The organism is Mycolicibacterium xanthum, assembly GCF_019710635.1.
GTDB lineage: Bacteria > Actinomycetota > Actinomycetes > Mycobacteriales > Mycobacteriaceae > Mycobacterium > Mycobacterium xanthum.
Genome location: NZ_JAIFZS010000088.1, coordinates 1 through 26,148, shown reverse-complemented (window position 1 = coordinate 26,148; position 26,148 = coordinate 1). Strand labels below are relative to the sequence as shown.

Below are 26,148 nucleotides of genomic sequence, written 5' to 3'. Positions count from 1 at the left end.
CACCGGCGGCGTCACCGCCTCCACCGAAGCACCCGCAGGCGTAGCCGGGACCGGCGGCGCCGGAGGCGTCACAACACCCGACGCACCCTCCACAGGAGCACCAGGAACACCCGGCACCGGCGGCGTCGGTATCTCAATCGACGAACCCGAAGGCGGTACGGACACACCTGGCACCGGCGGCGTCGGTATCTCAACCGACGAACCCGCGGGCGTCGCGGGCACCGGGGGCGCTGGCGGGGAGAACGTCTCCACCGTACTGGCCGCGGGCGTCGCGGGCGCCGGCGGCGCCGGCGGGGAGAACGTCTCCACCGTGCTGGCCGCCGGGGTGGCCGGGGCCGGCGGCGCCGGAGGCGTCACCACTTCGTAGGCACCCTCGATGGGCACACCCGGGGCTCCGGGCGCCGGAGGCGTCACGACGTCGACCGCACTGCCCGCCGGCACAGCCGGGGCCGGCGGCGCCGGAGGCGTCACCACTTCGGAGGCACCCTCGATGGGCACACCCGGGGCTCCGGGCGCCGGAGGCGTCACGACGTCGACCGCACTACCCGCCGGCACAGCCGGAGCCGGCGGCGCCGGAGGCGTCACCCCACCTGCGTCACCCACCACCGGCACACCCGGGGCTCCGGGCGCCGGAGGCGTCACGACGTCGACCGCACTACCCGCCGGCACAGCCGGAGCCGGCGGCGCCGGAGGCGTCACCCCACCTGCGTCACCCACCACCGGCACACCCGGGGCTCCGGGCGCCGGAGGCGTCACGACGTCGACCGCACTACCCGCCGGCACAGCCGGAGCCGGCGGCGCCGGAGGCGTCACCCCACCTGCGTCACCCACCACCGGCACACCCGGGGCTCCGGGCGCCGGAGGCGTCACGACGTCGACCGCACTACCCGCCGGCACAGCCGGAGCCGGCGGCGCCGGAGGCGTCACCCCACCTGCGTCACCCACCACCGGCACACCCGGGGCTCCGGGCGCCGGAGGCGTCACGACGTCGACCGCACTACCCGCCGGCACAGCCGGAGCCGGCGGCGCCGGAGGCGTCACCCCACCTGCGTCACCCACCACCGGCACACCCGGGGCTCCGGGCGCCGGAGGCGTCACGACGTCGACCGCACTACCCGCCGGCACAGCCGGAGCCGGCGGCGCCGGAGGCGTCACCCCACCTGCGTCACCCACCACCGGCACACCCGGGGCTCCGGGCGCCGGAGGCGTCACGACGTCGACCGCACTACCCGCCGGCACAGCCGGAGCCGGCGGCGCCGGAGGCGTCACCCCACCTGCGTCACCCACCACCGGCACACCCGGGGCTCCGGGCGCCGGAGGCGTCACGACGTCGACCGCACTGCCCGCCGGCACAGCCGGGGCCGGCGGCGCCGGAGGCGTCACCACAGCCGACGCACCCTCGACGGGAGCACCCGGCACCGGAGGTCCAAGAGGCGCGACCACACCAGCCTCACCCATCACCGGCGCACCCGGCGCAGGCACACCACCGGGCGCCCCGACACCGGCCGCACCCTCCACCGGAGCACCCACCGGGACCGCACCGCCCGGCACCGCACTGCCGGCCTCACCCATCACCGGCGCACCCGGCGCAGGCACACCACCGGGTGCCCCGACACCCGCCGCACCCTCCACCGGAGCACCCACCGGGACCGCACCGCCCGGCACCGCACTGCCGGCCTCACCCCTCACCGGCGCACCCGGCGCAGGCACACCCCCGGGTGCCCCGACACCCGCCGCACCCTCCACCCGAGCACCCACCGGGACCGCACCGCCCGGCACCGCACTGCCGGCCTCCGCCGATACGGGGGCGCCGAGCGCGGGTGGTCCGGGAGGCGTCGCAATACCTGCGTCGCCGATCACCGGGGCACCCAGCGCGGGGGGAGCCGGCGGCAGCGCGGCCGCAACCGGACCTCCCGCCGGAGCACCGGGGACCGGGGGCAGCGGAGGGGTGACGGCACCGGCATCACCGATGACCGGAGCACCGGGAACCGGCGGGACGGGCAGGCCGGCATTGGCGACCGGCGCACCGATAGGAACCCCGGGCACCGGAGGCGCCGGCGGGGTGGCAGCAGCCACCGGGACAGTGGCAGCCGATGGCGGCACCGGAGGCACCGGCGGGGTCGCCCCAGCCACCGGGACGGTCGCGGCAGATGGCGGCACCGGAGGAACCGGAGGCGTCGCCGCACCCGTTGAGGAGGCGGCGGGCACCGCTGGCGTCGGCGGCACCGGCGGAGTGGCTCCGGCCGAGGAGGTCGACACCGATGCGGGCGGACGCGGCGGGACCGGCGGGGTGCCCGCCGAGGACGAGCTGGCCGGCGGGACCACCACCGGCGGAGTGGGCTGGCCCGGGCCGGCGGCGACCGACGACGCAGCGTTGTGCAATGCCTGGGGGATGTCGGCGGGATTCGACGCCATTTGCTGCAGGATGCTGACGCACGGAATACCACCACGACCCGTGCTGGCTTCGGCCTGTCCGCTGAACAACGGGGTCGCCAGGAACACCCCTGCGCTGCCCAGCATGACAACGACCATGCCCTTCTTGGTCCGTGACATGTGCTCCCCAGTCCTTCTGCGTGTGCGAACGCATTCCGATCGCGGCCTTACGGGGGTTACTGAACCGACAATTCGCGAATTCGCCGAGGCGACAATTCTGGCGTTACGGAACCGTTGCGAAGGAGAAGCGATCCCGTCATCGGCGATCGGGCGTGACCTGCGGAGATAGATTTTCGGTCACGGGGCCGAAATACGGCGCCGGCTGTCGATCTCAGCGCGGCAACACGCGGTCACGGCAGTGGGGCGCGCCAGACGAGCCGGGTTCCCCCGTCGGCAGCGGCCTGCACCGAAAAGGAGCCGCCCAGGTCCTCGGCGCGGCGTTGCAGATTGATCAGACCGCTGCCGGTGATCTCGGCCCCGATGCCGACGCCGTTATCGGTCACCTCGATCGAGAGGTCGTCGTCGACGGTCAGCGTCACGGTCAGCGCGGTGGCCCGCGCGTGGCGCACGGCGTTGCTGACCGCTTCCCGCACCACCGCCTCGGCATGGTCGGCCAGAGCGGACTCGATCACCGAGAGCGGACCGACGTACTGAACGGAGGTGCGCAGACCGGAACCCGGGAACGCCCCGACCGCCTCATCGATGCGCTGCCGCAGCCTGGTGACCCCCGACAACCCGCCGTGCAAATCGAAGATCGTGGTGCGGATCTCCTGGATGACGTTCTGCAGATCGTCGACGCAATTCGAAAGCCGTTGCCGCACTTCGTCCGAGCGTTCCCGGGCGATCGTCCCCTGCAACGAGAGGCCGACCGCGAACAGCCGCTGGATGACATGGTCGTGCAGGTCGCGGGCGATCCGGTCCCGGTCGGTCAGGATGCTCAGCTCCCGCATCCGATGCTGAGCGCAGGCCAGCTGCCAGGCGAGCGTGGCCTGATCGGCGAAGGCGGCCATCATGTCCAGTTCCTCGGCCCGGAACGGCTGGGCACCGGCGGGCCGCACGGCGACGAGAACACCGGCGACGGCGTCGGTGGCGCGCAGCGGCAACACCAGCGCCGGGCCTCCCGACGGCCCGAGACCCACGTCGGCGCCCGTGAACCGGCCCGCGACGCGGTCGACGAATGCCTCGCCGATCACGGTTCCGACGACCGGGATCGGCACGTCCATGCCGCTCAGGTCGCTGCCTGCTGCAGCGATGACCGACAGCTGGGTGACGTCGCTCGACGGTTGGTCGAGTTCGATCGGAGTCGCGACGAACGTGGCCACCGCGCCGCTGAGCTTCTGCGCCTCGTCGGCGACCCGCCGGAACACGCCCGCCGGGTCGGTGCCCGACAGCAGTTCGGTCCCGATGTCGCGCGTGGCGGCGATCCAGGACTGGCGCGCCCGGGACTGTTCATAGAGCCGGGCGTTGTCGATCGCGATGCCCGCGGCCGCCGCCAGGGCCTGCACCAGCACCTCGTCGTCCTCGTCGAACGGTTGCCCGTCGGCCTTGTCGGCCAGGTAGAGATTGCCGAACACCTCGTCGCGGATGCGTACCGGAACACCGAGAAAGGTGCGCATCGGCGGATGATTCGGCGGGAACCCGACCGACGTGGCGTGACTCGAAATATCTTCCAGGCGAATCGGTTTGGGATTCTCGATGAGGGCTCCGAGCACACCGCGACCCTCTGGGAGGCGCCCGATCAGGTCGCTGGTGGCCCCGTCGATTCCCTCGTAGACGAATTCCACTAGTTCATGGTCGTCGCCACGCACCCCGAGCGCGCCGTACCGCGCGTCGACGAGTTCGATCGCGGTGTGCACGATGGTGCGCAGCGTGTCGTCGAGTTCCAGGCCGGAGGTGACCACCAGCATGGCCTCGACCAGGCCGTCGAGCCGATCGCGGCCCCGGATGATCTGCTCGACCCTGTCCTGAACCTCGGTCAGCAACTCGCGCAGCCGCAACTGAGACAGCGTCTGACGGAGCGGAAACACGCCTTCACCGCAGTCAGGCTTGTCGGCACCCCAGTCAGGCTTGTCGGTCTGCGCCACGACACCATGGTCTACCATCCGCCACGGCCGCGCGTCAGCGGGTTGGTGACCATTGGCCCTGTCGCAGGACCCTAGCGGTCAGGCATCGTGAGGTGTGCACCGAACGGAGGTCACGATGCCCGCCACGAAGGTTCAGACCGAGGTCATCGTCGATGCACTCCGGCTGGCCTGCCGGGCACCGTCGCTCCACAACAGCCAGCCCTGGCGTTGGGTGCTCGCCGAGCACACCATCGACCTGTTCGCCGACCCCGAGCGACTGGTCCGCTCCACCGACGACAACGGGCGCCAGGCGCTGCTCAGTTGCGGCGCGGTGCTCGACCACTTCCGGGTCGCGATGGCGGCCGCCGGGTGGGACACCCAGGTCACGCGATTTCCCGATCCGTCCGACCCACTGCATGTTGCGAGCGTGCAGTTCACGTCCGCCGGGCCGGTGTCGGCCGAGAGCGCGGGACGCGCAGATGCGATCCTGGCCCGCCACACCGACCGCCTGCCGTTGGCCGCACCTCCGGACCCGAACCGGCTCGCGTCGCTCGGCGCCACCGACCGGCCCGACACCATCCGGGTAGACGTGGTCGCCGACGAGCTGCGCGACGCGCTCATCGAAGCTTCCCACCTCACCGAGGCGATGCGCCTCTACGACTCCGAGTATCACGCCGAACTATACTGGTGGACAGCAGATTTCGTTACCGATGACGGGATACCGAGCACCTCTCTGGTGTCGGCGGAGGAGAGCGAACGCGTACAGGTCGCGCGCACCTTCCCCGTGGTGCCACACGCCGACCGCCGCCGCAGCGAGTACTCCGACGACCAGGCCGCGATCATGGTGCTGTCCACCGGGGACGACTCCCGGGAGAGCGTCCTGCGCTGCGGAGAGGCGCTGTCAGCGGTGCTGCTGGATGCCACCGCCACCGGCCTGTCGACCTGCACCCTGACCCACATCACCGAGATTCCGCGGGGCCGCGACGTGATCGCCTCGCTGCTCGACAGCCCGGCGATTCCGCAGGTCCTGGTCCGGATCGGCCGTACCCCGGCACTGGAGGGCGCCCCGCCGCCGACACCGCGCCGACCTATCGAACACGTGCTGCGCATCGACCGGGAGTGACGATGACGGACATCAGCCCTGCCCCCAGCGTCGTGGTCGGAGTCGACGGGTCGTCCTCGGCCGTCGACGCGGCGCTGTGGGCGATCGACGAGGCACTCGAACGCGACATCCCGTTGCGGTTCGTCTACGTCATCGAGCCGACCATCTCCGGGCCGGTCGATCCGGACGACCAGGCCCGGCGGCTGGCCACCGCCGAGGTGGCGGTGCGCTACGCGCTGACCGCGGTCGAGTCGACCGAACGACCCGTCACGATCGAAGTCGAGATCCTGCAGGGGCAGGCGGTCTCGACCCTCCTCCAAGCCGCGAAGTCGGCCGCGATGCTCGTCGTCGGCGCCCGCGGACTCAAACACGCCACCAACGGGCGCATCGGTTCGACCGCCGCCGCGTTGTCGGCGTCCGCCCGCTGCCCGGTGGCCATCGTGCGGGCGCACCGGCCGCACGCGCACGCGATGCGGGCCGTGGTGATCGAGGTGGACACCAGCAACGCGAGCAGCACCGTGTTGCACCGGGGGTTCGAACAGGCCCGGCGCCGCGGCGCACCGGTGCGGGTGTTGACACCCGCCCGGATGTACGCCGACGTTCAGGCCCACTGGGAACGCCGACTGGCCGAATGGCGGAACTGCTACCCCCAACTGGACATCGCCTGGGTGCAGATGCACGGCGACACGCTGGACTATCTCGCCGACCACGCTGCCTCGATCCAGCTCTTGGTCACCGGCCGGGGACGGCCCGGCGGCATCGCTCCCCTGGTGAACGCACCCGGCAATGCCGCGCTGCGGGACACAGACTGTTCAATACTGGTCTGTGAACCGCACAACGCACTCTGACCGGTGCCGAGCCCAGGGGTATGACGTCGCAACATGGTGAAGGTGTTCTTGGTAGACGACCACGAAGTTGTCCGGCGGGGTCTGGTCGACCTTCTCGACGGTGATCCCGAGCTCGACGTGGTCGGCGAGGCAGGCTCGGTGGCCGAGGCGCTGGCCCGCATCCCGGCACTGCAGCCCGACGTCGCCGTCCTCGACGTCCGGCTGCCCGACGGCAACGGCATCGAGCTCTGTCGCGACCTGCTGTCGCGGCTGCCCGAGCTGCGCTGCCTGATGCTGACATCGTTCACCTCCGATGAGGCGATGCTCGACGCCATCCTGGCCGGCGCCAGCGGCTACGTGGTGAAGGACATCAAGGGCATGGAGCTGGCGCGTGCCATCAAAGAGGTCGGCTCGGGTCGCTCACTGCTGGACAACCGGGCGGCCGCAGCGTTGATGGCGAAGTTACGCGGCGAAGGCGAGCGCAGCGACCCGTTGTCGGGGCTGACCGATCAGGAGCGGGTGCTGCTCGATCTGCTGGGCGAGGGACTGACCAACAAACAGATCGCGGCGCGGATGTTCCTCGCCGAGAAGACGGTCAAGAACTACGTGTCGCGGCTGCTGGCCAAGCTGGGCATGGAACGCCGCACCCAGGCGGCGGTGTTCGTGTCCAAACTCGAGCGACATCACCCGCCCGAGCTGGACTGAACACCACCGCCTGGGTCCCCCTCGATCACGTCAACGGCGAATCCTCCAGGAAGCCAACAATTTCCGAGAGATCGCGGCGCGGTGTCGACGGCAATGGGTCGGCATTGACGGGCGCCCAACCGACGCGGAGGAGCATCTGGGGATGCCCTTCGGCGCCGAACACGTCGGAGCGCACCGTTTCGCGGGTCTCGGCCACCTCCAGCGGCTCGGTGATCGGGCAGCTCGCCAACCCGAGTGCGGTCGCGGTGAGCAGCACGAGGCTGGTCGCCTCCCCCGCCCGCAGTCGCGACAACCGATCGTCGTCGACGGTGCCCAACGCCAGCACGGCGGCTTTGTCCTCGGCGGGATCGGTGTTGGCGGGCTGCGGCAGCACACCACCGGCGAAGTCACGCAACGGGATAGCACCCAGTCCGTCGGGTCCGGGCACATTGCGCGCCGGCACCCCGGCGGTGGACGCGTACCGACCGCTCCAGGTCGCCAGCTCGGCCAGGTACTCCTTGTCCGAACGGTGCCGCAACGCCGCTTCCGACACCAGCCGTTTGAGGCCCACCAGATCATCGACCCGGCGCAGCAGCACACCGGCGCGGGCCGCCCGGGCCCCCATCAGCGCGATGTCGCCGCGCGGTACCGGCCAGGGGCTGTAGTAGCGACGGTCGGTGCGGCGGCGCGGAATCGCCGCGGCCAGGCTGACATCGAGCTCGGCCGCCGGATAGGGGTAGAGCTCGAGCACGGCCAGATGGTTGGGGTCGGACGGGTTGGGCAGCCGGTGCACCTTGGACTGCCATCCGAGCGCGGCCAGCGCCACCACGCAGTGGTTCAGCGCCGCGCCGCAGCTGAGCATCAGATCGCGGCCGTCGGGGTCGGTGTGCGGCAGGAGCAGTTCGGGATTGGCGTAAAGGTGCACGCTGGTGTCGCCCAGCCGCCACTGCCAGGGCTGGGAGTTGTGCACCGACGGGGCACGGCCCGCCAGCGCGAGTGCGGACCGGAGAGTCTCTGTGTCGGGAAAGTGACCGCTCATCGCCTCACCACCTACTCGGAATTGTTGTCCCTCTCCAGGGTGCAGCGCGGCGCTGCTCCAGAAGAGGGCACAAAGACCTCTTCTGACCGGGACCGGTGGTCACCCGCGGGTCAGTCGGGGGTTGGGCCGGTGCGCAGCCACGCCGCGGTGTCGGGTGGCAGTTCGCGGCCCACGCCCGGGACCGAGGACAGCACCACCGTGGCGACGTCGGGCAGCGCGACACCCGCGCGCCCGGTGTTCACCCAGCATTGCGCGCCGCCGCGTTCGAATGCCGCGACGTCGGGGCTGACCGTCAACCACTTGAGATCACCCGCATCACGCCACATCGAACGACGCAGCCGCAGCGCGGCGCGATACAGGTTCAACGTCGATCCCGGGTCACGGTCCTGCGCTTCGACACTGTGCTCGGACCAGTGCTCCGGCTGGGGCAGCCAGGTCGCGGCGCGGGGCTCGGCGGCGAATCCGTAGGTCGGGTCGGTCTCGGTCCACGGCAGCGGGATGCGGCACCCGTCGCGGCCGACGTCGGTGAAGCCGGACTGCACCCAGGTCGGGTCCTGGCGAGCGTGGTCGGGCAGGTCCTCGATCTCCTCGAGCGCCAGCTCCTCACCCTGGTAGACATAGGCGGTCCCGGGAAGCGCCAGCTGGACCAGAGCCGCCGCCCGGGCCCTCTTGCGCCCCAGCACGTGGTCGGGGTCCTCCTCGGCCCAACGCCCTCGCTCCCAGTCGGTCCCGATCAGATGCATGGGCTGCGACCGCGCGAAGCGGGTGACCGTGCGGGTCACGTCGTGGTTGGACAGCACCCACGTCGGCGGCGCCCCCACGGTCGCGGCGGCACCGATCGCGTCGTCGATCACGCTGCGCATCAGCTCGGCGCGCCAAGGTGTGCGCAGGAAGTCGAACTGGAACGCGGTGTGCAGTTCGTCGGCGCGCAGATAGCGGGCCAGCCGCTCGTTGTCGGCCACCCACGCCTCGGCGATGAAGATCCGCTCGGGGCTGTACCGATCGGCCACCGCGCGCCAGCCCCGGTAGATCTCGTGCACACCGTCCTGATCCCAGGCGGGATGCCCCTCGGCGCTCTCGACCAGCGCGCCGGGAGCCGAGGCGACCGCATCGGGCAGACCGGGGCGCTTGACCAGCCCGTGCGCGACATCGATACGGAAGCCGTCGACGCCCCGGTCGAACCAGAAGGCCAGGATGTCCTCGAACTCCCGTCGAACCTCGTCGCTGTCCCAGTTCAGGTCGGGCTGGCCGGGGGCGAACAGGTGCAGATACCAGCTGCCGTCGGGCAGCCGGGTCCACGCCGGACCGCCGAACACGCTCTGCCAGTTGTTCGGAGGCAGCTCGCCGTCGGCGCCCCTGCCCGGCCTGAAATGGTAGCGCTGCCGCGCTGCCGGATCGCCGGCCAGCGCCGCACGGAACCACGCATGATGGTCGGAGGTGTGGTTCGGCACGATGTCGAGCAGCACCTTGATGCCGAGTTCGTGCGCCTCCGCGATCAGGCCGGCGGCTTCGTCGAGGGTGCCGTAGGCCGGCTCGATGTCCCGGTAGTCGGCGACGTCGTAGCCGGCATCGGCCATCGGCGACGGGTACCAGGGGTTGATCCAGATGGCGTCCACCCCGAGCTGCGCCAGGTACGGCAGCCGCGTCCGCATCCCCCGGATGTCGCCGATGCCGTCGCCGTCGCCGTCGGCGAAGCTGCGGATGTAGACCTGGTACACCACGGCGGTCTGCCACCACGGCGGAACCTCGACGACCACTGCACTCCCTCGCTCTTTACAAAACGTTTTCGGGATCAGAGTCGCTGTAAGAGGGGGGATTGTCAATCGTGAGACACGTTACGTAACTATTTACTCTGAGCTATCGTGAGGGCCTGATGATTCCCAAGCAGACGGTCAACATGACCGACGTGGCCCGGCGGTCAGGGGTCTCGATCGCGTCGGTGTCACGCGCGCTGCGCGGCGAACCCGGCGTGTCCGCCGCCACCCGCGACCGCATCCTGGCCGCGGCCCGCGAACTGTCCTACGTGGTCTCACCCGAGGCGTCGCGGCTCTCCGGCGGGCCGACCGGCCGGGTCGGCGTGGTGGTGCCGCGGATCGACGCCTGGTTCTACTCCACCGTGCTGGCCGGGATCGCGGGCGAGTTCGACTCCGTCGGCATGGATCTCGTGCTCTGTACGCTGCCGGACTCGTCGGCTCGGCACCGCTTCTTCGAGTCACTTCCGTTGCGCCGCAAGGTCGACGCGGTGATCGTCGTGTCGATGCCGCTGAGCGCCAGGGAACGGACCCGGCTCGACCAGCTCGGGGTGACGACGGCCTTCGTCGGCGGCCACCACCCCGACGGCGGCCGCCCCTGGATCGGCATCGACGACGAACTGGCCGCGCGGCAGGCCGTGGGACACCTGCTGCGTATCGGTCACCGCGACATCGCGATGATCCAGGCCGGCGACGAGGAAGGCATCCACTGGGCCACCGACCAGGCCAGGATCCGCGGCTTCCACCGCCAGATCCGGGAGGCCGGCCTCACCGACCCGACCGTGGTGACGGTGCCATGGGGCATCGACGGCGGAGCCCGCGGAATGGAGATGCTGCTGAGCCGCCCCCTGCTGCCCACGGCGGTGTTCTGCCACTCCGACGAGATCGCCCTCGGGGCGCTGCGCACCCTGCGCAAGTCCGGAATCGCTGTCCCACAGCAACTCTCGGTGATCGGCGTCGACGACCACCCGGCCGCCGAGCTGAGCGAGCTGACAACGGTCGCCCAGCCCGTCCGCGAACAGGGACAGCTGGCGGCCCGTCGCATCCTCGGGGAACTCGATGTGGAGACCGCGGCGGAAACGTCGGTCACCACCCTGCCGACCCGGCTGGTGATCCGGGGCTCGACCGCCGCACCGGCTGACACCGCTACCCGATATCAGGTGTGAGGTGTGACACACTAGGGTACTGGTTCAATGTGCTGCTCGCGGCCGTGGTTCGGCCCGACGTGCATCAGGCTTCGACGACGAGGACGTGATGAGACGATTGCAGTTCGCCGGTACCCGGCGCCGCCGAGCGACCGCACTCGCCGGCGCGCTGCTGCTGGGGGCTTCGCTGGTGACCAGTTGCGGCGCAGGCGACGGTGTGCCGACCCTGACGTGGTACGTGTTCCCCGACAACGGCGGCGCCGACCTGCGCGCCCAACAGTGCGCGGACGCCTCCGGCGGCGCCTACCGGGTGCGCACCGAGGTACTGCCCGCCAACGCGACCGGCCAGCGCGAACAGATGGTCCGCCGGCTGGCCGCCCGTGACACCTCGATCGACATCGTCAGCGTCGACGTCGTGTTCACCGCCGAGTTCGCCAACGCCGGCTTCATCCGGCCGTTCACCGCTGACGAGAGGCAGCGGCTCACCGCCGGCATGCTGCCCGCCCCGGTCGAAACCGGGATGTGGCAGGACACCCTCTACGCGGCGCCGTTCAAATCCAACGCGCAGCTGCTCTGGTATCGCAAATCGGTGGCCGAGGCCGCCGGCGTCGACCCCACCAGCCCGACGTTCACGTGGGACGAGATGCTCAAAGCCGCTGTGAGCCAGAACAAGACGGTCGCCGAGCAGGGCGCTCGATACGAGGGCTACATGGTGTGGATCAACGCGCTGGTGCTGTCCGGCGGTGGCGAGATCCTGCAGAACCCCGAGGCCGGGCGCGACGCCACGCCGGCGCTGAACAGCCCCGCGGGTCTCAAGGCCGCCGAGATCATCGGATCGCTGGCCCGCTCGAGCGCCGCCCCGCCCGATCTGTCCAACGCCCAGGAAGAGCAGGCCCGCGCCACCTTCCAGTCCGACAGCGGCGGGTTCATGCTGAACTGGCCCTATGTGCTGGCGGCAGCGCGCGGTGCCGTCGAGGACGGCTCGCTGGACCAGGCCGTCGTCGACGACATCGGCTGGGCGCGTTACCCGCGGGTGTTCCCCGACCAGCCGAGCCAGCCACCGCTGGGCGGCGCCAACCTCGCCGTCGGGGCCTATTCCGAGCATCCCGACGAGGCGGTGGCGGCCATCGAGTGCATCAACGCCGAACCCAAGGCCACCCAGTACATGATGGACGAGGGTGAGCCGTCGCCGTACGCGGCGTCCTACGACAACCCGGATGTCCGAGCCGATTACGACAACGCCGACCTGATCCGCGAATCGATCGCCGAGGCGGGCCCGCGCCCGCTGACGCCGTTCTACACCGACATCGCCGGCGCGATCACCCAGAGCTGGCATCCCCCGGACTCGGTGACCGCCGAAACACCGGAAAGGACAGACCAGTTCATGGCTGACGTGCTGGCCGGAAGGCGGCTGTTGTGACCGCGACGGCGGCGCCCGACCGGGGCGCCCCGCTGCAGAAGGAGCCGGGGAAGCCGGCGCGCAGTGAGCGGGCCCGCGGTGAGCGGCGGCTCGGGATCTACCTGACGCTGCCGTCCTACGTGGTGATGCTGCTGGTGACCGCCTACCCACTGATCTATGCGCTGGTGTTGTCGCTGTACAACTTCCGGCTCACCGATCCGGGCGGCCGAAGCTTCGTCGGGCTGTCCAACTACCTGGTGATCCTGACCGACCCGATGTGGTGGAACGATTTCCTCACCACGCTGGCCATCACCGTCGTCACCGTCGCCGTCGAGTTGGTGCTGGGCATGTGGTTCGCGTTCGTGATGCTGCGCATCATCCGCGGCCGTGGTCCGCTGCGCACGGCGATCCTGATCCCGTACGGCATCGTCACGGTGGTGTCGGCGTTCATCTGGCGCTACGCCTTCGCCATCGACTCCGGGTTCGTCAACCAGTGGCTCAACATGACCGGCTTCGACTGGTTCGGCGACCGGTGGTCGGCGATCTTCGTCATCTGCCTGTCCGAGATCTGGAAGACGACCCCGTTCATCTCGCTGCTGCTGCTGGCCGGGCTGGTCCAGGTGCCCGAGGACATGCAGGAGGCCGCCAAGGTGGACGGAGCCACCGCCTGGCAGCGGCTGTGGAAGATCACGCTGCCGAACATGAAGGCCGCGATCATGGTGGCACTGCTGTTCCGCACCCTGGACGCGTGGCGGATCTTCGACAACCCGTTCGTGATGACCGGCGGCGCCAACAACACCGAGACGCTCTCGTTCCTGGCCTACAAGCAGAACGTCACGCTGGTGAACCTCGGCATGGGGTCGGCGGTGTCGGTGCTGCTGTTCCTGTCCGTGGTGGCCATCGCCTGGATCTTCGTCAAGGTCTTCAGAACCGACCTGTCGCAAGTCAGGGGTGACCAGTGACCAAGAACACCAAGTGGTGGACGATCGCCGGGATCGTCATCGTGATCTACAGCTTCTTCCCGTTGCTGTGGATGATCAGCCTGGCGTTCAAGCCGCCGTCGGACATCGTCTCGGGCGAACCCCAGTTCCTGCCGACCACCTTCACACTCGACAACTTCGCGCAGATCTTCAGCCAGCCCCTCTTCACCCGGGCGCTGATCAACTCGATCGGCATCGCAATCATCGCCACCATCATCTCGGTGATCATCGCGATGTTCGCCGCCTACGCGATCGCGCGACTGGAGTTCCCGGGCAAGAAGGTGCTGCTGTCGCTGGCGCTGGCCATCGCGATGTTCCCGCAGGCCGCCCTGGTCGGCCCGCTGTTCGACATGTGGCGGGGGCTGGGCATCTACGACACCTGGCCGGGCCTGATCATCCCCTACCTGACATTCGCGCTGCCGCTGTCGATCTGGACCATGTCGGCGTTCTTCCGGCAGATCCCCTGGGAGATGGAGCACGCCGCTCAGGTTGACGGCGCCACCCAATGGCAGGCGTTCCGCAAGGTGGTCGTGCCACTGGCCGCTCCCGGGGTGTTCACCACGGCGATCCTGACGTTCTTCTTCTGCTGGAACGACTTCCTGTTCGCCATCTCGCTGACCTCGACCGACAGTGCCCGCACGGTGCCCGCCGCGCTGGCGTTCTTCCAGGGTGCGTCGTACTTCGAGTCGCCGGTGCCCTACATCATGGCAGCCTCGGTGATCGTGACGATCCCCGTGGTGATCCTCGTTCTCATCTTCCAGCGGCGCATCGTCGCCGGCCTGACCTCCGGAGCAGTGAAGGGATAACTTCATGGCAGCAATCACGATGCGCAATATCGTCAAGAAGTACGGCGACGGCTTCCCGGCCGTCAACGACGTCAGCCTCGACATCGCCGACGGCGAGTTCATGATCCTGGTCGGCCCGTCGGGCTGCGGGAAGTCGACGTTGCTGCGAATGATCGTCGGACTGGAGGACATCACCTCGGGCGACATGATGATCGGCGACGTCCGGGTCAACGACAAGGCGCCGCGGGACCGCAACCTGGCGATGGTCTTCCAGAACTATGCGCTCTACCCGCACCTGACGGTGTTCGAGAACATCGCGTTCCCACTTCGCCTGTCGGGCAAGCTCTCCGACGACGAGATCCGCAAGCGGGTCACCGAGGCCGCCAACACCCTCGAGCTGGGCGAGCATCTCGAACGCAAGCCCGCCAATCTGTCCGGCGGTCAGCGCCAGCGCGTGGCGATGGGCCGCGCCATCGTCCGGCAGGCCGACGCGTTCCTGTTCGACGAGCCGCTGAGCAACCTCGACGCCAAGCTGCGCGGCCAGATGCGCACCGAGATCTTGCGGCTGCAGCGCCGGCTGGGCGTCACGACCGTCTACGTCACCCACGACCAGACCGAGGCGATGACGCTCGGCGACCGGGTGGCGGTGCTGAAAAAGGGTGTGCTGCAACAGGTCGCCAGCCCGCGCGAGCTCTACGACCAGCCGGTCAACCTGTTCGTCGCCGGCTTCATCGGGTCACCGCCGATGAACTTCGTCCCGGCCCGGATGCGCGGCGACCGGCTGGAACTGCCGTTCGCCTCGGTGCCGATGCGCGACGAGTGGCGCGGGATCGCCCAGAACGGCGGGGAGGACGCTGTCTACATCGCCGGCATCCGTCCGGGTGCGTTCGAGGACGCCGAGTACGTCGATACCGACAAGCGTTCCCGTGGAGTCACTTTCGATGTCAGCATCGATGTCACCGAATGGCTGGGTAACGAGCAGTACGCCTTCGTCCCGTTCGAGGCCGCACCGGAGATCTCCGGTCAGCTCGCGGAGCTGGCCAGCGACCTGGACAGCGAGCAGTTGCGCAGCCAGATCTGCGTGGAGCTCGACCCGATGAGCCGGGTGAGCGCAGGCGACAAGGCGACCCTGTGGCTGGACACCGAGCGCCTGCACCTGTTCGATCCGCAGACCGGCGACAACCTGACCCGCACGGTGGATTCCCGCGGACGGCACGCGGCGGCGACCGGCTGAGCCATCCGGCATCGGCTGGGTTTCTCGATGGCCGCTCCCGAGCTGCGGCTCCGGGCCCCCGGCCCGGGACTGCTGGTCCTGCCGTGGGATCGCGCACTCGCCGACTGGACCGCGCCCGACGTGCCGCTGCGCGACATGGCGGTGGGTCCGAGCCGGCACCTGGTCAAGTTCGTCGAGTCCGACGGGCAGCTGTGGGCGCTCAAGGAGTTGCCGCCCAGGATCGCACGCCGCGAGTACGACGTGCTGAGCCGGCTGGAGGCGATGGGCCTCAACGCCGTTCGCCCGGCCGGCGTGGTGATGCAGCCCGACTTCGACACCGCCATCCTGCTGACCCGCTACCTGGTCGGCTCATGGCAGTACCGCCGGATGTTCATGCGGCTGCCCCCGGATGCGCCCAAGCACCGGGCGCGGCTGTTCGACGCGATGGCCACGCTGCTGGTCGAACTGCACCGCCACGGCGTGTTCTGGGGTGACTGCTCGCTGGCCAACACGCTGTTCAGCCGCGACGGGCAGGTGCTGCAGGCGTTCCTGGTGGACGCGGAGACCAGCGAGATCCATCCGGCGCTGTCGGACGGCCAGCGCACCCACGACGTCGACATCACCGTCGAGAACGTCGCGGCCGGCCTGCTGGACTTGGCGGCCCACCTCGGCAGGTCCGACCTGCAGGCCGGGTTCATCGCCGAGGCTCTGGAGATCCGGGAGCGCTACGAGCGGCTGTGGGGGCTGCTGCATGCCGCACCGACGTTCGGATTCGCCGACCGCTACCGCGTCGAGGCCACCATCCGCCGGCTCAACGAACTCGGCTTCGCCGTCGACGAGGTCGCACTGCGGCCGGTGCGCACCGGCGCCGACGAGCTGCGCCTGCACGTGGCGGTCGGTGACCGGCGCTACCACGCCACCCAGTTGCGGCGCCTGACCGGCATGGACGTCGGTGAAGGCCAGGCCCGGATCCTGCTGGGCGACCTGCAGGCCTACCAGGGACAGCTGTGCCGGGAGGCCGGCCACGACGTCGACGAGCGCACCGCCGCTCAGCTGTGGGTGATGGAGGTCGCCACGCCGCTGATGCACCGCGCGCACGCCGCGGTCGGCGGCGCCGGCAGCCCGATCCAGGCGTACTGCGATCTTCTCGAGGTCCGGTGGCTGATGTCCGAACGCGCCGGCCATGACGTCGGCACCGAGCGCGCCCTGCAGGCGCTGGCCCGCAATGTGGTGCCGGCGGAGTCCGCGGCCCAGCTGATGATCGTCGAGACGCCGACCGAGCCGTTCTCGGTGCTCGACGACGATGACGAGTAGACTCCTCCGCTGATGCGGATCGGATAGGCTGTTTCCACCGCATTTGCGTCACCATGAGGAGGTCGCGGTGGTTCCTGCGATTCGCGTGAAGGACGCCGCGGCGTTGCTCGGGGTCAGCGACGACACGGTGCGCCGCTGGATCGACGGCGGCAGCCTGCCGTCGTTCAAGGACGATTCGGGACGCAAGGCGATCGCCGGTGACGTGCTCGCCGAGTTCGCCCGGGACCACGCCTGTCCGCCACCCGATCCGCTCGGTGTCGGCAGTTCGGCGCGCAACCGGTTCACCGGCCTGGTCACCAGGGTGACCGCCGACCGGGTGATGTGCGAGGTGCAGATGCAGTGTGGACCCTTCACCGTCGTTTCCCTGATGAGTACCGAGTCCGCGCAGCAACTCGGCCTGCAGCCGGGCGTCGTCGCCGTCGCGGTCGTCAAGGCCACCACCGTCATCGTCGAGACGCCGGGCGGGCGGTCGTGAACTCGTCCACCGCGGCGGCCGTCGTGGTGAGCGTCGCGCTGCTGGCCGGATGCGCGTCCCCGTCGCCGGACGGTGCGTCACCGCAACCGAGCCGGGTCGATCACCTCACCGTGTTCGCGGCCGCCTCCCTGACATCGACGTTCACCGAGCTGGGGGCCGCGTTCGAATCCGCCCATCCCGGAACGACGGTGACGTTCAATTTCGCCGGGTCGTCGAGCCTGGTCACCCAGCTCGCCGAGGGCGCACCCGCCGACGTGTTCGCCTCGGCCGACACCGCCAACATGTCCAAGGCGGCCGACGCCGGGCTGCTCTCCGGCGATCCGGTCGACTTCGCGTCGAACACGCTGACCATCGTGACGCCACCTGGAAACCCCAGGGGAATAACCTCTTTCGCAGATCTCGCCGCCCCGGGCATCCAGGTGGTGGTGTGCGCACCGCAGGTGCCGTGCGGCGCTGCCGCCGCCGGCGTCGAGCAGGCGACCGGCGTGACGCTGACGCCCGTCAGCGAGGAGTCCGCGGTCACCGATGTACTGGGCAAGATCACCTCGGGCCAGGCGGACGCCGGACTGGTCTATGCGACCGACGCGGCCGGCGCCGGCGACAAGGTCACCGCGATCGCGTTCCCGGAATCCGCGGACGCCGTCAACACCTACCCCATCGCGGCCCTGTCGGAGTCGGCCAATCCCGCTGCCGCGCAGAGGTTCATCGAGCTGGTCACCGGACCGCAGGGGCAGCAGGTGCTCACCTCGGCAGGCTTCGCCGGCCCGTGACCGGGTCGGGGCGGGCGGACGGGCTGGTCCAGGTCGGGCTGCCGCGCTGGACCTACCTGCCGGCCGCGGTCGGCGCACTGTTCGTGCTGCTGCCCCTGCTGGCCATCCTGCTGCGAATCGACTGGGCGCACTTCATTCCGCTGGTGACGACCGAATCCTCGCGCACCGCGCTGGTGTTGAGCCTGAAGACCGCGACCGCCAGCACCCTGGTGTGCATCGTGCTCGGTGTGCCGATGGCGCTGGTCCTGGCCCGCGGACGTTTCCCCGGCCAGTCGGTGCTGCGCGCGCTGGTGCTGTTGCCGCTGGTGCTGCCACCCGTGGTCGGCGGTATCGCACTGCTGTACACCTTCGGCCGCCTGGGTCTGCTGGGCGGGTACCTCGACACACTGGGTGTCCGGGTCGCGTTCTCCACCACCGCGGTGGTGTTGGCCCAGTCGTTCGTGTCCCTGCCGTTCCTGGTGGTCAGCCTCGAAGGCGCATTGCGGTCGGCGGGCACGGGCTACGAGCACATCGCCGCCACGCTGGGCGCCCGGCCGTCCACCGTGCTGCGCACCGTCACGCTGCCGCTGGTGCTGCCCGGGCTGCTGTCGGGTGCCGTGCTCGCCTTCGCCCGCTCCCTGGGCGAGTTCGGCGCCACGCTGACGTTCGCCGGCTCGCTGCAGGGCGTCACCCGCACGCTGCCGCTGGAGATCTACCTGCAGCGGGAGACCGATCCCGATGCCGCCGTCGCGCTGTCGCTGCTGCTCATCGTCGTCGCGGCGGCCATCGTCATCGCCAGCGCAGGTCACCGGCTGGTCGGCCCACCATGAGCTTCGTGCACATCCGGGCGTCGCAGCAGCGGCGCGGTCTTGACCTCGATCTCGATCTCGGCGAGGGCGACGTGCTGGCCGTGCTGGGCCCCAACGGCGCCGGGAAATCCAGCCTGCTACACCTGATCGCCGGCCTGCTGCGCCCCGACCGGGGCCGCATCGACGTCGCCGGCAGCGTCGTCACCGACACCGCAACCGGCACCTTCGTCCCCGCCCATGCCCGCGGTGTGGTGATGCTGTCCCAACAGGCCAACCTGTTCCCGCACATGACCGCCACCGCCAACGTCGGCTACGCGCCCCGTTGTGCGGGCGAGTCCCGGGCGGCGGTACGGGCCATCGCACGGCGCTGGCTCGAGGCGGTCGACGCGACGGAGCTGGCCGAGCGCCGGCCCGCGCAGCTGTCCGGCGGTCAGGCCCAGCGCATCGCGGTGGCCCGGGCCCTGGCCGCCGAACCGCGGCTGCTGCTGCTCGACGAACCGCTGGCGGCCCTGGACGTGGGCACCGCCCCGGCGCTGCGCCGGCTGCTCCGCGACCTGCTGAAGGGGCAGCGCCGCACCGCGATCGTCGTGACCCACGACCTGCTCGACGCGCTGGCGATCTGCGACAAGGCCGTGGTCATCGAGCGGGGCCGGGTGGTCGAGAGCGGACCGGTACGCCGGGTGCTGACCGCCCCGCGCAGCGACTTCGCGGCCAGGGTCGCGGGAATCAACCTGCTCGCCGGGGTCAGCACCGGACCCGGGATGATCAGCACCGCCTGGGGTGAGATCGCCGGAGTCGGTGACGAGCTGGCCCACGGATCCGCGGCCATCGCACTGTGCCGGCCCGGTGCCGTCGCGGTCCACCTCGAGCACCCGCACGGCAGCCCGCGCAACGTGCTCGCCGTGACGATCGCCGCGATGGACCTGCACGGATCGACGGTTCGCGTCCGCGGCGCCGATCAGCCCGACGGCGCCGCCGGACTGGCCGCCGACATCACCGCCGCCTCGGCCGCCGAACTGGACCTGGAACCGGGCAAGACCGTGTACTTCGCGGTCAAGGCCCACGAAGTCACGCTGCATCCGGCGCTGTCGCCGCCGCCCCCGCCCGACCCCGGCTGACCCCGGGAGGCGGCGCGACGAGCACCGCTGGTCACGATTTCGGCCGGGTCGCAGGACGGTCCCGCCCCGGTGAGCGTGCGTCATCGTGATCGCGTCCGGCACCGCCGCGCCGGTCGGCGCGGGCCTCGTGCGCCCGGTCACCGACCACGTCCAGGGCCCACGACGACGCCGCGCACTGGGCCCCCCTGGGACTGAACATCCCGGTCGCGATCACCCACTCCGACAAGATTCCCGCCTCACCACCGTCACCACCTGACAGGGTGTGAACGGGCGGCCGGACAGGAACCTGCACGGTGCGGCCGTTGGCCTCGGCCCACCGACCGTAGGCGACTCAGAACAGGGGGTTCGGCATGGCGCTGGTGCTGGCATACGGCCTGGTTCTGCTGATCAGCGTGTCGCTGTCCGGGCTGGCTGCCCGCACCGTGCTGTCCACCGCGTTGATGTTCCTGGTAGCCGGCGCGGCGCTGGGACCGGGCGGTTTCGGCGTCGACACCATCACCGCCACCGACACCATCGTCACGGTGCTGGCCGATCTGGCGCTGTTCACCGTGCTGTTCACCGATGGCCAGCGCGCCTCGCTGCCGGCGCTGCGGGAGAGCTGGAAACTGTCGGGGCGAGCGCTGGGCCTCGGGATGCCGCTGACCATGGTCGGGATCGCCGTGCCCGCCCACTTCCTGCTCGGACTCGACTGGATCACCGCCTTCCTGATCGGCGCCGTTTTGTCCCCGACCGATCCCGTCTTCGCCTCGGCGCTGGTCGGACGGTCCGATGTGCCGCTGCGGCTGCGCCGTCTGCTCAACGTCGAGTCGGGGTTGAACGACGGGTTGGCATTGCCGTTCGTGCTGATCTTCCTGGCCACCGCGCGCCACGAGGACTCCCAGCTCGGTGAGGTCGTCCTGGAGCTGGTGCTGGGCCTGGTGTTCGGGGCCGCGATCGCGGCGGCGGTGGCGCTGCTGTGGCGGATGCACCTGTTCACCGCCGAGCCCCAGCTGCAGCCCCTGGGCCCCACCGCCATCGCGGTGGTGGTCTACGCCACCTGCCACCTGACCCACGCCAACCCGTACCTGGCGGCGTTCGCCGCCGGTTCGACGCTGGCGACCCTGGATCCGCTGGCCGCCGAGAGCTTCGAAGCCTTCGGCGACCTCGTCTCCGAGCTCACCAAGTTCGCCGCACTGCTGGTGTTCGGGGCGCTGATCACCCCCGAACGGCTCTCGCACCTCAGTTGGGTGGAATGGCTGCTGCCGATCCTCGCCATCGTGCTGGTTCGGCCTGCGGCGATGCTGTTGTCGCTGCTATGGACACCACTGCCGGCCCGAGAACGCCTCACCGCGGCGTGGTTCGGCCCCAAGGGGTTCGCCTCGGTGGTCTACGGACTGCTCGTCCTGCAGTCGGGAATCCCGAACAGCGAAAGGGTCTTCGACATCGTCGCGGCGACCATCGCCCTGTCGATCGTGCTTCACTCGACGACCGACGTGCCCGTGGCGAAGGTGCTGCGCGTCGAGCCGCCCGACGATCTTCCGAGCGCGACGACCCCGAGGGACCGGGAGTTGCCGGGGTGAGCCGCCGACCGGTCGGGCGACGTCGTGTCGGACGTCACCCAGCGGGCTGAGCAGCGGCAATCGACGGCGAGTCGCTGCGGACGGCGCTTACGGCGTTTAGCCGAGGCACGTCTAGGGCATCCTCGACGTTGGTCAGGGGGTCACCCGTGTCGTGCAAGTACCGGCACTTTGCGGGACGGACCGCGAGTCGAACGATGACTCGGAGAAGGAGTTGACATGCAGATCAAGGAGTTCGCGACCGGAGCAGCGACGGTTGCCGCACTGGGTTGTGCGGCGTTGGGCATCGGCAGCGGTGTGGCGCAGGCCAAGCCGCACAATCCGCTGCCGCCGATCCCCGTTCCCGGCGATCCCATTTGGTGGAACCCGGGCGGCCCGCCCGGACACAACCCGTTCGGACCACCCGGACAGGTGATGCAGGGCAACCCGGTCGTGCCCGGCTTGACCGGCGTTCCTCCCGGCCACTGGAACGACCCCGTTTCTGTCGGGTTGCCGCCGCTGTGGCGGCCCGCCAACTGGGTCGAACTCGGCATCGAAGTCCCGCAGCCCGTGGTGTGGAATCCCGATGCCAACAGGTGGGGCATCTGGTGGCGACAGATCTGGATACCGTTCGTCTGATTGATGAGTCGGTGGCCGCCCTGAACGTTCGTTCAGGGCGGCCACCGCTTCTCGCGCATCCTTAAGCTGGATGCTCCCATTCGGTCGACCCGACGGGGTGCCACGACTGGTGCGACACTGGGGACAGTCGATGCTGGCGGGAGCGATCAGTTGACCGGGACGACCGAGGACAGGTCGGGCGAGGACGGGTCGGGCGAGGACGGGCCCTATCGCGTGCTGCTGGCGCAGGGCACGCTCTACATCACCGGACTGCAGCTTGCCAATGTGTCGGTGGTACTGCCCTTCATCGCGGCGGAGCACAACCTGCTGTGGGTCGCTGGATTGCTCTACGCGGCCTCGGGCATCGGCATCGTCGCGGGCAACTCACTGTCGCCTTACGTGATGCAGCGGGCCAAACACCAGAAGCATCTGCTGATCGCCGGCGCAACGGCGGTCATGGCCGTCTTCGTCGCCGCCAGCGCAATCGCCGCGCGCACCGGCATCCTGGTCGCCACCGTCTTCCTGTCTTCTTCGCTACTCATGGGCCTGGTCTCCGGATTGTCCAGAGTGGCTTTCTCCGAGGTGATTTCGAGCAAGCTACCGGAAGAGCGGCGCCGCGATCTGGTGTTGATCCAGGGAGCACTGGGGGCGGTTGCAGCCATTTTGACCACACTGCTGCTGGTCCCCTACCTCGCCCAGCGTGAGCCGCAGGGTAGCCAACTGGACCTGTTGTGGCTGGGGGCGGGCTGCTTCGCCGTGGCGGCGGTGCTCGCCGGCTTCGTGGGGCCGGTCGCCGGCGGGGTTCGCCACGATCGAGTGACCTTCGCCCAGACCTACCGCGAGGGGTTGGCGGCCGCGCGATCACAACCGTGGTTCCGTGACTACGCCTGGATCATGGTGTTGTTCGTGCCGGTTAGCCTCGGCACGCCGTTCTACAGCGTGCATGCCTCGGTCAACCATGCCGGCTCGGCGGGCAGCCTTCCCGTGTTGGTGGTCTCGTCGAGCACAGGTTTGGTGCTGGGCGCGTTGTTCTGGCGGTTCGTCAGCCAGCGATGGGGCGTGCGCGCGATGTTCGTCGTCAGCGCACTGCTGGGCTCGGTGGCCGCGTTGATCTGCGTGGTCATCGAGGTCCGCCAGGAGTGGAACCACGTGTGGATCTACGCCGTCGTGTTCGTGCTGGCGACCATCGCCAACCAGGCCATCTTCAGCGCAGGCCTGATCTGGGTCGGCGCCCACGCCGACGACGACCACCGCGCGACGCTGCTGGGATTCGGTGCGTTGATGATCGCCGCCGAGTCCGCGCTGTTGGGGGCGGCGCTGGGAGCGCTGGCCCAGAACGCGGCCATCCTCGGGCCCCTCGTCGCGTTGTTGGTGCTGAATCTCGCGGCCGCGGTGGCGGCCGTCCTGCTGGCTCCCAAGCCGGATCGGCAGGTGACGGCGGGTCGCGAAGCGGGTTGACGCCCTCGCGTCGCCCTCGCCCTCGCCCTCGCCCTCGCCCTCGCCGAGCGTGAACCATCAGGCCCACAACCTCCAGCAAACGCCCGCGATAGCGGGTATCGCCGCTGAATCAGCTGGTGGCGAGCCATCTCCCCAGCGTGTCGCCTTCGCGCAGGAGCCCATACATTCCTGCCGCTCGGCGCGGCGGGTGTGCTCGCGGCCGGCGTGAGGATTCCACGTTCACCTTGAAGCCTGGCCCGTGAACCTGCTCCACGCCGCGAGCAAAGGGAACTGTCACCCGCCGCCATAAAATTGATACCCGCCGCCATGAAATCGATATCGGACATGGCAATCCTTTCACTCGTTCGCAGTTCTCAACTTGGTAAAGTGGGCGCTTCGTCCACGTGAAAGCACATCCAATGGTTTCGTCGTCTTCTATGCGCATGGTGGCCGGCGTGTGCGCGGTCGTCACCGGTTTGTTGCTGGGCGGGGGCACTGCGGTCGCCGCAGCGGATCCGGATTCCGACGGCACGAGTTCCGACAGCACGAGCGCGGACAGTACGAGCGCGGACAGTACGAGCGGTGCCCAGGACGATGCCCGACCTGCGGTCGGCAATTTCGGGGCCTTGAGAGAGACCCTGACGGGCAGCCGCGGCACGAATCAGTTGCCCACCGCAACGTCCATCGCGGCCCTGGCCCGAGCGACCCTGAGTTCCGCGGCCCGAGCGACCTCACGGGCCGCGGCTGACCCCGACGTGGACGAATTGGAGTCGAGCAGCTCCGGCGAATTGGAGTTGAGCAACTCCGGCGAGTCTGAGTCGAGCAGCTTCGGCGAGTCTTCTACCCTGGCAGCGGAGGCCACGACCTCGGTGCCAACGCCCGCAGCTCCGTCGGAGCCGGCCACCAAACCGCTGACGCCGATCACCGACACGATCGAGTCGCTGACGAGCTCGATCAGCCAGGTCCCCGCGCTGACAGCACCGGTCACCAACTCGATTCCGGTGGTTTCGGATCTCGTCGCCCCGGTCACCCAGGCCATCGAACAGCTTCCCGACACGCTCGCGCCAACCTTCCAAATCATGGCAGCCACCGAGGGTGCGATGACTGCAGTCATAGGCCGTGCCGTCCGGCTGACTCAACAACCTGCCGACCTGGCCGCCCTGCTCGGCGCGCTCACAAACCAGCCCGCAACCGACTCCCCCCACGTCACGGCATATCTAGCCGCGCCGGCCGAGTCGTTGTGGACGCCACCGCAGACCAGCATCCTTGGCGCGCCATCGAAGACCAGCATCATTGACGTGCCGTCGAGCCCCGAATCAGCCTGGGCGTTGACTCCCCAACTGCTGTCGAGCGGTGCGACTCTCGCGGCTGCACCGCAGAGCACCGCACCGGCGATGACTCAGCCCGACAACTGGCTTCTGAATCTGCCCGCGCAGATCGCAAATGCCGTCCGCGAGAAGCTGAGGAACGTTTCCCTGACCGAACTGGCCCTGGCGGCGTTGCCCGGCATAGCCGGCCTGGTGGTGTTCTTCGCCACCGGGATCGGCCTGGGGCACCGGCAGGCCAAGTTCGGTTTCGTCATGCAGATGACGGGCATCATGCGCTTCGCGCCGAGTGGGCCGGTGGGCGTGGTCCGTTCCGGCTCGTTCATCGCCGTTCACCCCAAAAAGGCCCGCGCAACCGCCCGACACCGACCTGGCACGCGCTCGAGGCGACTCGACCAATCTGCGTAGTTGTTCGGGCGCCATAGCCCCGATATAGCCCGGTACCCAAGAACGTGCCTCTGGCCTGGTGGTCGCGGCCGGGCTCTCACCAGCCGGGCTGGATTCCGGGACCGGTACCCCCATCGGCTCTCATGAGCCCGCCCCGGCGCCACGCCGAAACCGCAGTTCACAGAGCCGGCCCACAAGCACCTGACTCGGGCCACAATTTTGATTAGTTGAGCTTGGCAAGCTATTCATGTGGGGTTTTGTTCGGCGTCGGTCCGGAATGTGTGCACTAATCGTGGGGTCGTAGGGTGCGTCGGTGGCCTATGTGCGCACGGTGAAGACGGCGTCGGGAGCGACCGCGGTGCAGATCGTGTGGTCATCGCGGCGAGGATCGCGGTCGATCGAGCATCTCGGGTCAGCGCACGATGCGGCGCAGCTGGAAGCGCTCAAGGCCGCGGCAGCCACCCGGTTGGCCCAGGGGCAGCAGACGCTGGATCTGGGAATCGACACCGCCGCGGCTCCGGGTGGGCCGTTGCAGATCGTCAGTTCCCGCGCTGCACACTTATGGGAGGCCCTGTGTCACGGGTATCGGGAACTCGGATTCCACCATGTCCTGGCTGGCGACGAGGTGCTGCGGGATCTGGTGTGCGCCCGGATCATCGAGCCGACCAGCAAGGCTGATTCGGTGCGGGTGCTCGCCGAAACCGGGGTGGGCTCGGCCTCCTATCGAACCATCAAACGGAGGCTGCCAGAGATCGCTGAACCTGTTGTACGCCAATCGTTCTCATCAGCATGTGCACGGCACGCGCAACTCGGGCCAGCGACGCTGGTGCTCTACGACGTGACGACGCTGTACTTCGAGACCGACACCGGCGACGGGTTCCGTGAGCCCGGATTCTCCAAGGAGCGTCGCCTGGAACCTCAAATTACCGTCGGGCTGCTGACCGACGCCTCGGGGTTCCC

22 protein-coding genes are annotated in these 26,148 nt (G+C 69.6%); 18 read left to right on the top strand and 4 right to left on the bottom strand.

The window, feature by feature from the left end; genetic code table 11:
- Both JDV09_RS25045 and JDV09_RS25040 read right to left on the bottom strand, forming a co-directional pair.
- On the bottom strand, positions 1–2,553 hold a 2,553-nt coding region (locus JDV09_RS25045; protein WP_221371848.1), incomplete at its 3' end, for a hypothetical protein.
- Between the two features lie 230 nt (positions 2,554–2,783).
- Complete coding sequence (locus JDV09_RS25040; RefSeq protein WP_221371847.1) at positions 2,784–4,535, bottom strand: GAF domain-containing sensor histidine kinase; 1,752 nt, start codon at positions 4,533–4,535, stop codon at positions 2,784–2,786.
- Between the two features lie 97 nt (positions 4,536–4,632).
- Here JDV09_RS25040 and JDV09_RS25035 point away from each other — a divergent pair, with 97 nt between their 5' ends.
- Genes JDV09_RS25035 through dosR form a run of 3 tightly spaced genes read left to right on the top strand, consistent with a single transcriptional unit; the run spans position 4,633 to position 7,130 of the window.
- Complete coding sequence (locus JDV09_RS25035; RefSeq protein WP_221371846.1) at positions 4,633–5,619, top strand: Acg family FMN-binding oxidoreductase; 987 nt, start codon at positions 4,633–4,635, stop codon at positions 5,617–5,619.
- 2 nt (positions 5,620–5,621) lie between these two features.
- A complete protein-coding gene (locus JDV09_RS25030) occupies positions 5,622–6,446 on the top strand; it encodes a universal stress protein (RefSeq protein WP_221371845.1) in 825 nt (274 codons plus the stop codon).
- 33 nt (positions 6,447–6,479) lie between these two features.
- A complete protein-coding gene (gene dosR / locus JDV09_RS25025) occupies positions 6,480–7,130 on the top strand; it encodes a hypoxia response regulator transcription factor DosR/DevR (RefSeq protein WP_221371844.1) in 651 nt (216 codons plus the stop codon).
- A gap of 25 nt (positions 7,131–7,155) precedes the next feature.
- Here dosR and JDV09_RS25020 read toward each other — a convergent pair whose 3' ends face one another.
- Together JDV09_RS25020 and JDV09_RS25015 are read right to left on the bottom strand one after the other, a co-directional pair.
- Complete coding sequence (locus tag JDV09_RS25020) at positions 7,156–8,148, bottom strand: Acg family FMN-binding oxidoreductase (RefSeq protein WP_221371843.1); 993 nt, start codon at positions 8,146–8,148, stop codon at positions 7,156–7,158.
- Positions 8,149–8,258: 110 nt separating this feature from the next.
- Positions 8,259–9,905, bottom strand: a complete 1,647-nt coding sequence (locus JDV09_RS25015; RefSeq protein WP_221371842.1) for a glycoside hydrolase family 13 protein — start codon at positions 9,903–9,905, stop codon at positions 8,259–8,261.
- Positions 9,906–10,021: 116 nt separating this feature from the next.
- On the opposite strand from JDV09_RS25015, the gene JDV09_RS25010 reads away from it, so the two are divergent.
- The 15 genes from JDV09_RS25010 to JDV09_RS24940 form a co-directional block, all read left to right on the top strand.
- Positions 10,022–11,065 carry a LacI family DNA-binding transcriptional regulator gene (locus JDV09_RS25010; RefSeq protein ID WP_221371841.1) on the top strand — a complete coding sequence of 348 codons (1,044 nt, stop codon included), beginning with the start codon at positions 10,022–10,024 and terminating at the stop codon, positions 11,063–11,065.
- Between the two features lie 88 nt (positions 11,066–11,153).
- The gene (locus JDV09_RS25005) at positions 11,154–12,464 is read left to right on the top strand and encodes an extracellular solute-binding protein (RefSeq protein ID WP_221371840.1); all 1,311 of its coding nucleotides are present in this window, start codon (positions 11,154–11,156) and stop codon (positions 12,462–12,464) included.
- Positions 12,461–13,405, top strand: a complete 945-nt coding sequence (locus tag JDV09_RS25000; RefSeq protein WP_221371839.1) for a carbohydrate ABC transporter permease — start codon at positions 12,461–12,463, stop codon at positions 13,403–13,405. The genes JDV09_RS25005 and JDV09_RS25000 overlap by 4 nt, the downstream gene beginning before the upstream one ends.
- Positions 13,402–14,229 carry a carbohydrate ABC transporter permease gene (locus JDV09_RS24995; RefSeq protein ID WP_221371838.1) on the top strand — a complete coding sequence of 276 codons (828 nt, stop codon included), beginning with the start codon at positions 13,402–13,404 and terminating at the stop codon, positions 14,227–14,229. The genes JDV09_RS25000 and JDV09_RS24995 overlap by 4 nt, the downstream gene beginning before the upstream one ends.
- Positions 14,230–14,233: 4 nt before the next feature.
- A complete protein-coding gene (locus JDV09_RS24990; RefSeq protein ID WP_221371837.1) occupies positions 14,234–15,442 on the top strand; it encodes an ABC transporter ATP-binding protein in 1,209 nt (402 codons plus the stop codon).
- Positions 15,443–15,469: 27 nt separating this feature from the next.
- Positions 15,470–16,735, top strand: coding sequence for a DUF4032 domain-containing protein (locus tag JDV09_RS24985; protein ID WP_221371836.1), 1,266 nt, complete (start codon positions 15,470–15,472; stop codon positions 16,733–16,735).
- A gap of 67 nt (positions 16,736–16,802) precedes the next feature.
- Entirely contained in the window at positions 16,803–17,210 is a 408-nt protein-coding gene (locus JDV09_RS24980; protein ID WP_221371835.1) for a TOBE domain-containing protein, read from the top strand.
- Positions 17,207–17,980 carry a molybdate ABC transporter substrate-binding protein gene (modA, locus tag JDV09_RS24975; RefSeq protein WP_221371834.1) on the top strand — a complete coding sequence of 258 codons (774 nt, stop codon included), beginning with the start codon at positions 17,207–17,209 and terminating at the stop codon, positions 17,978–17,980. The genes JDV09_RS24980 and modA overlap by 4 nt, the downstream gene beginning before the upstream one ends.
- Positions 17,977–18,789 carry an ABC transporter permease gene (locus JDV09_RS24970; protein WP_221371833.1) on the top strand — a complete coding sequence of 271 codons (813 nt, stop codon included), beginning with the start codon at positions 17,977–17,979 and terminating at the stop codon, positions 18,787–18,789. The genes modA and JDV09_RS24970 overlap by 4 nt, the downstream gene beginning before the upstream one ends.
- Complete coding sequence (locus JDV09_RS24965; protein ID WP_221371832.1) at positions 18,786–19,886, top strand: sulfate/molybdate ABC transporter ATP-binding protein; 1,101 nt, start codon at positions 18,786–18,788, stop codon at positions 19,884–19,886. Before JDV09_RS24970 ends, JDV09_RS24965 begins: the two co-directional genes overlap by 4 nt.
- A 350-nt stretch (positions 19,887–20,236) precedes the next feature.
- Complete coding sequence (locus JDV09_RS24960) at positions 20,237–21,445, top strand: cation:proton antiporter (protein WP_221371831.1); 1,209 nt, start codon at positions 20,237–20,239, stop codon at positions 21,443–21,445.
- 216 nt (positions 21,446–21,661) lie between these two features.
- Positions 21,662–22,060 (top strand): hypothetical protein, encoded by a 399-nt coding sequence (locus JDV09_RS24955; protein WP_221371830.1) that lies wholly within the window; start codon positions 21,662–21,664, stop codon positions 22,058–22,060.
- A gap of 150 nt (positions 22,061–22,210) precedes the next feature.
- Positions 22,211–23,497 (top strand): MFS transporter, encoded by a 1,287-nt coding sequence (locus JDV09_RS24950; RefSeq protein ID WP_221371829.1) that lies wholly within the window; start codon positions 22,211–22,213, stop codon positions 23,495–23,497.
- 398 nt (positions 23,498–23,895) lie between these two features.
- Positions 23,896–25,209 carry a hypothetical protein gene (locus JDV09_RS24945; protein WP_221371828.1) on the top strand — a complete coding sequence of 438 codons (1,314 nt, stop codon included), beginning with the start codon at positions 23,896–23,898 and terminating at the stop codon, positions 25,207–25,209.
- A 292-nt stretch (positions 25,210–25,501) separates the two neighbouring features.
- A partial coding sequence (locus tag JDV09_RS24940) for an IS1634 family transposase (RefSeq protein WP_443678038.1) occupies positions 25,502–26,148 on the top strand: 647 nt, incomplete at its 3' end.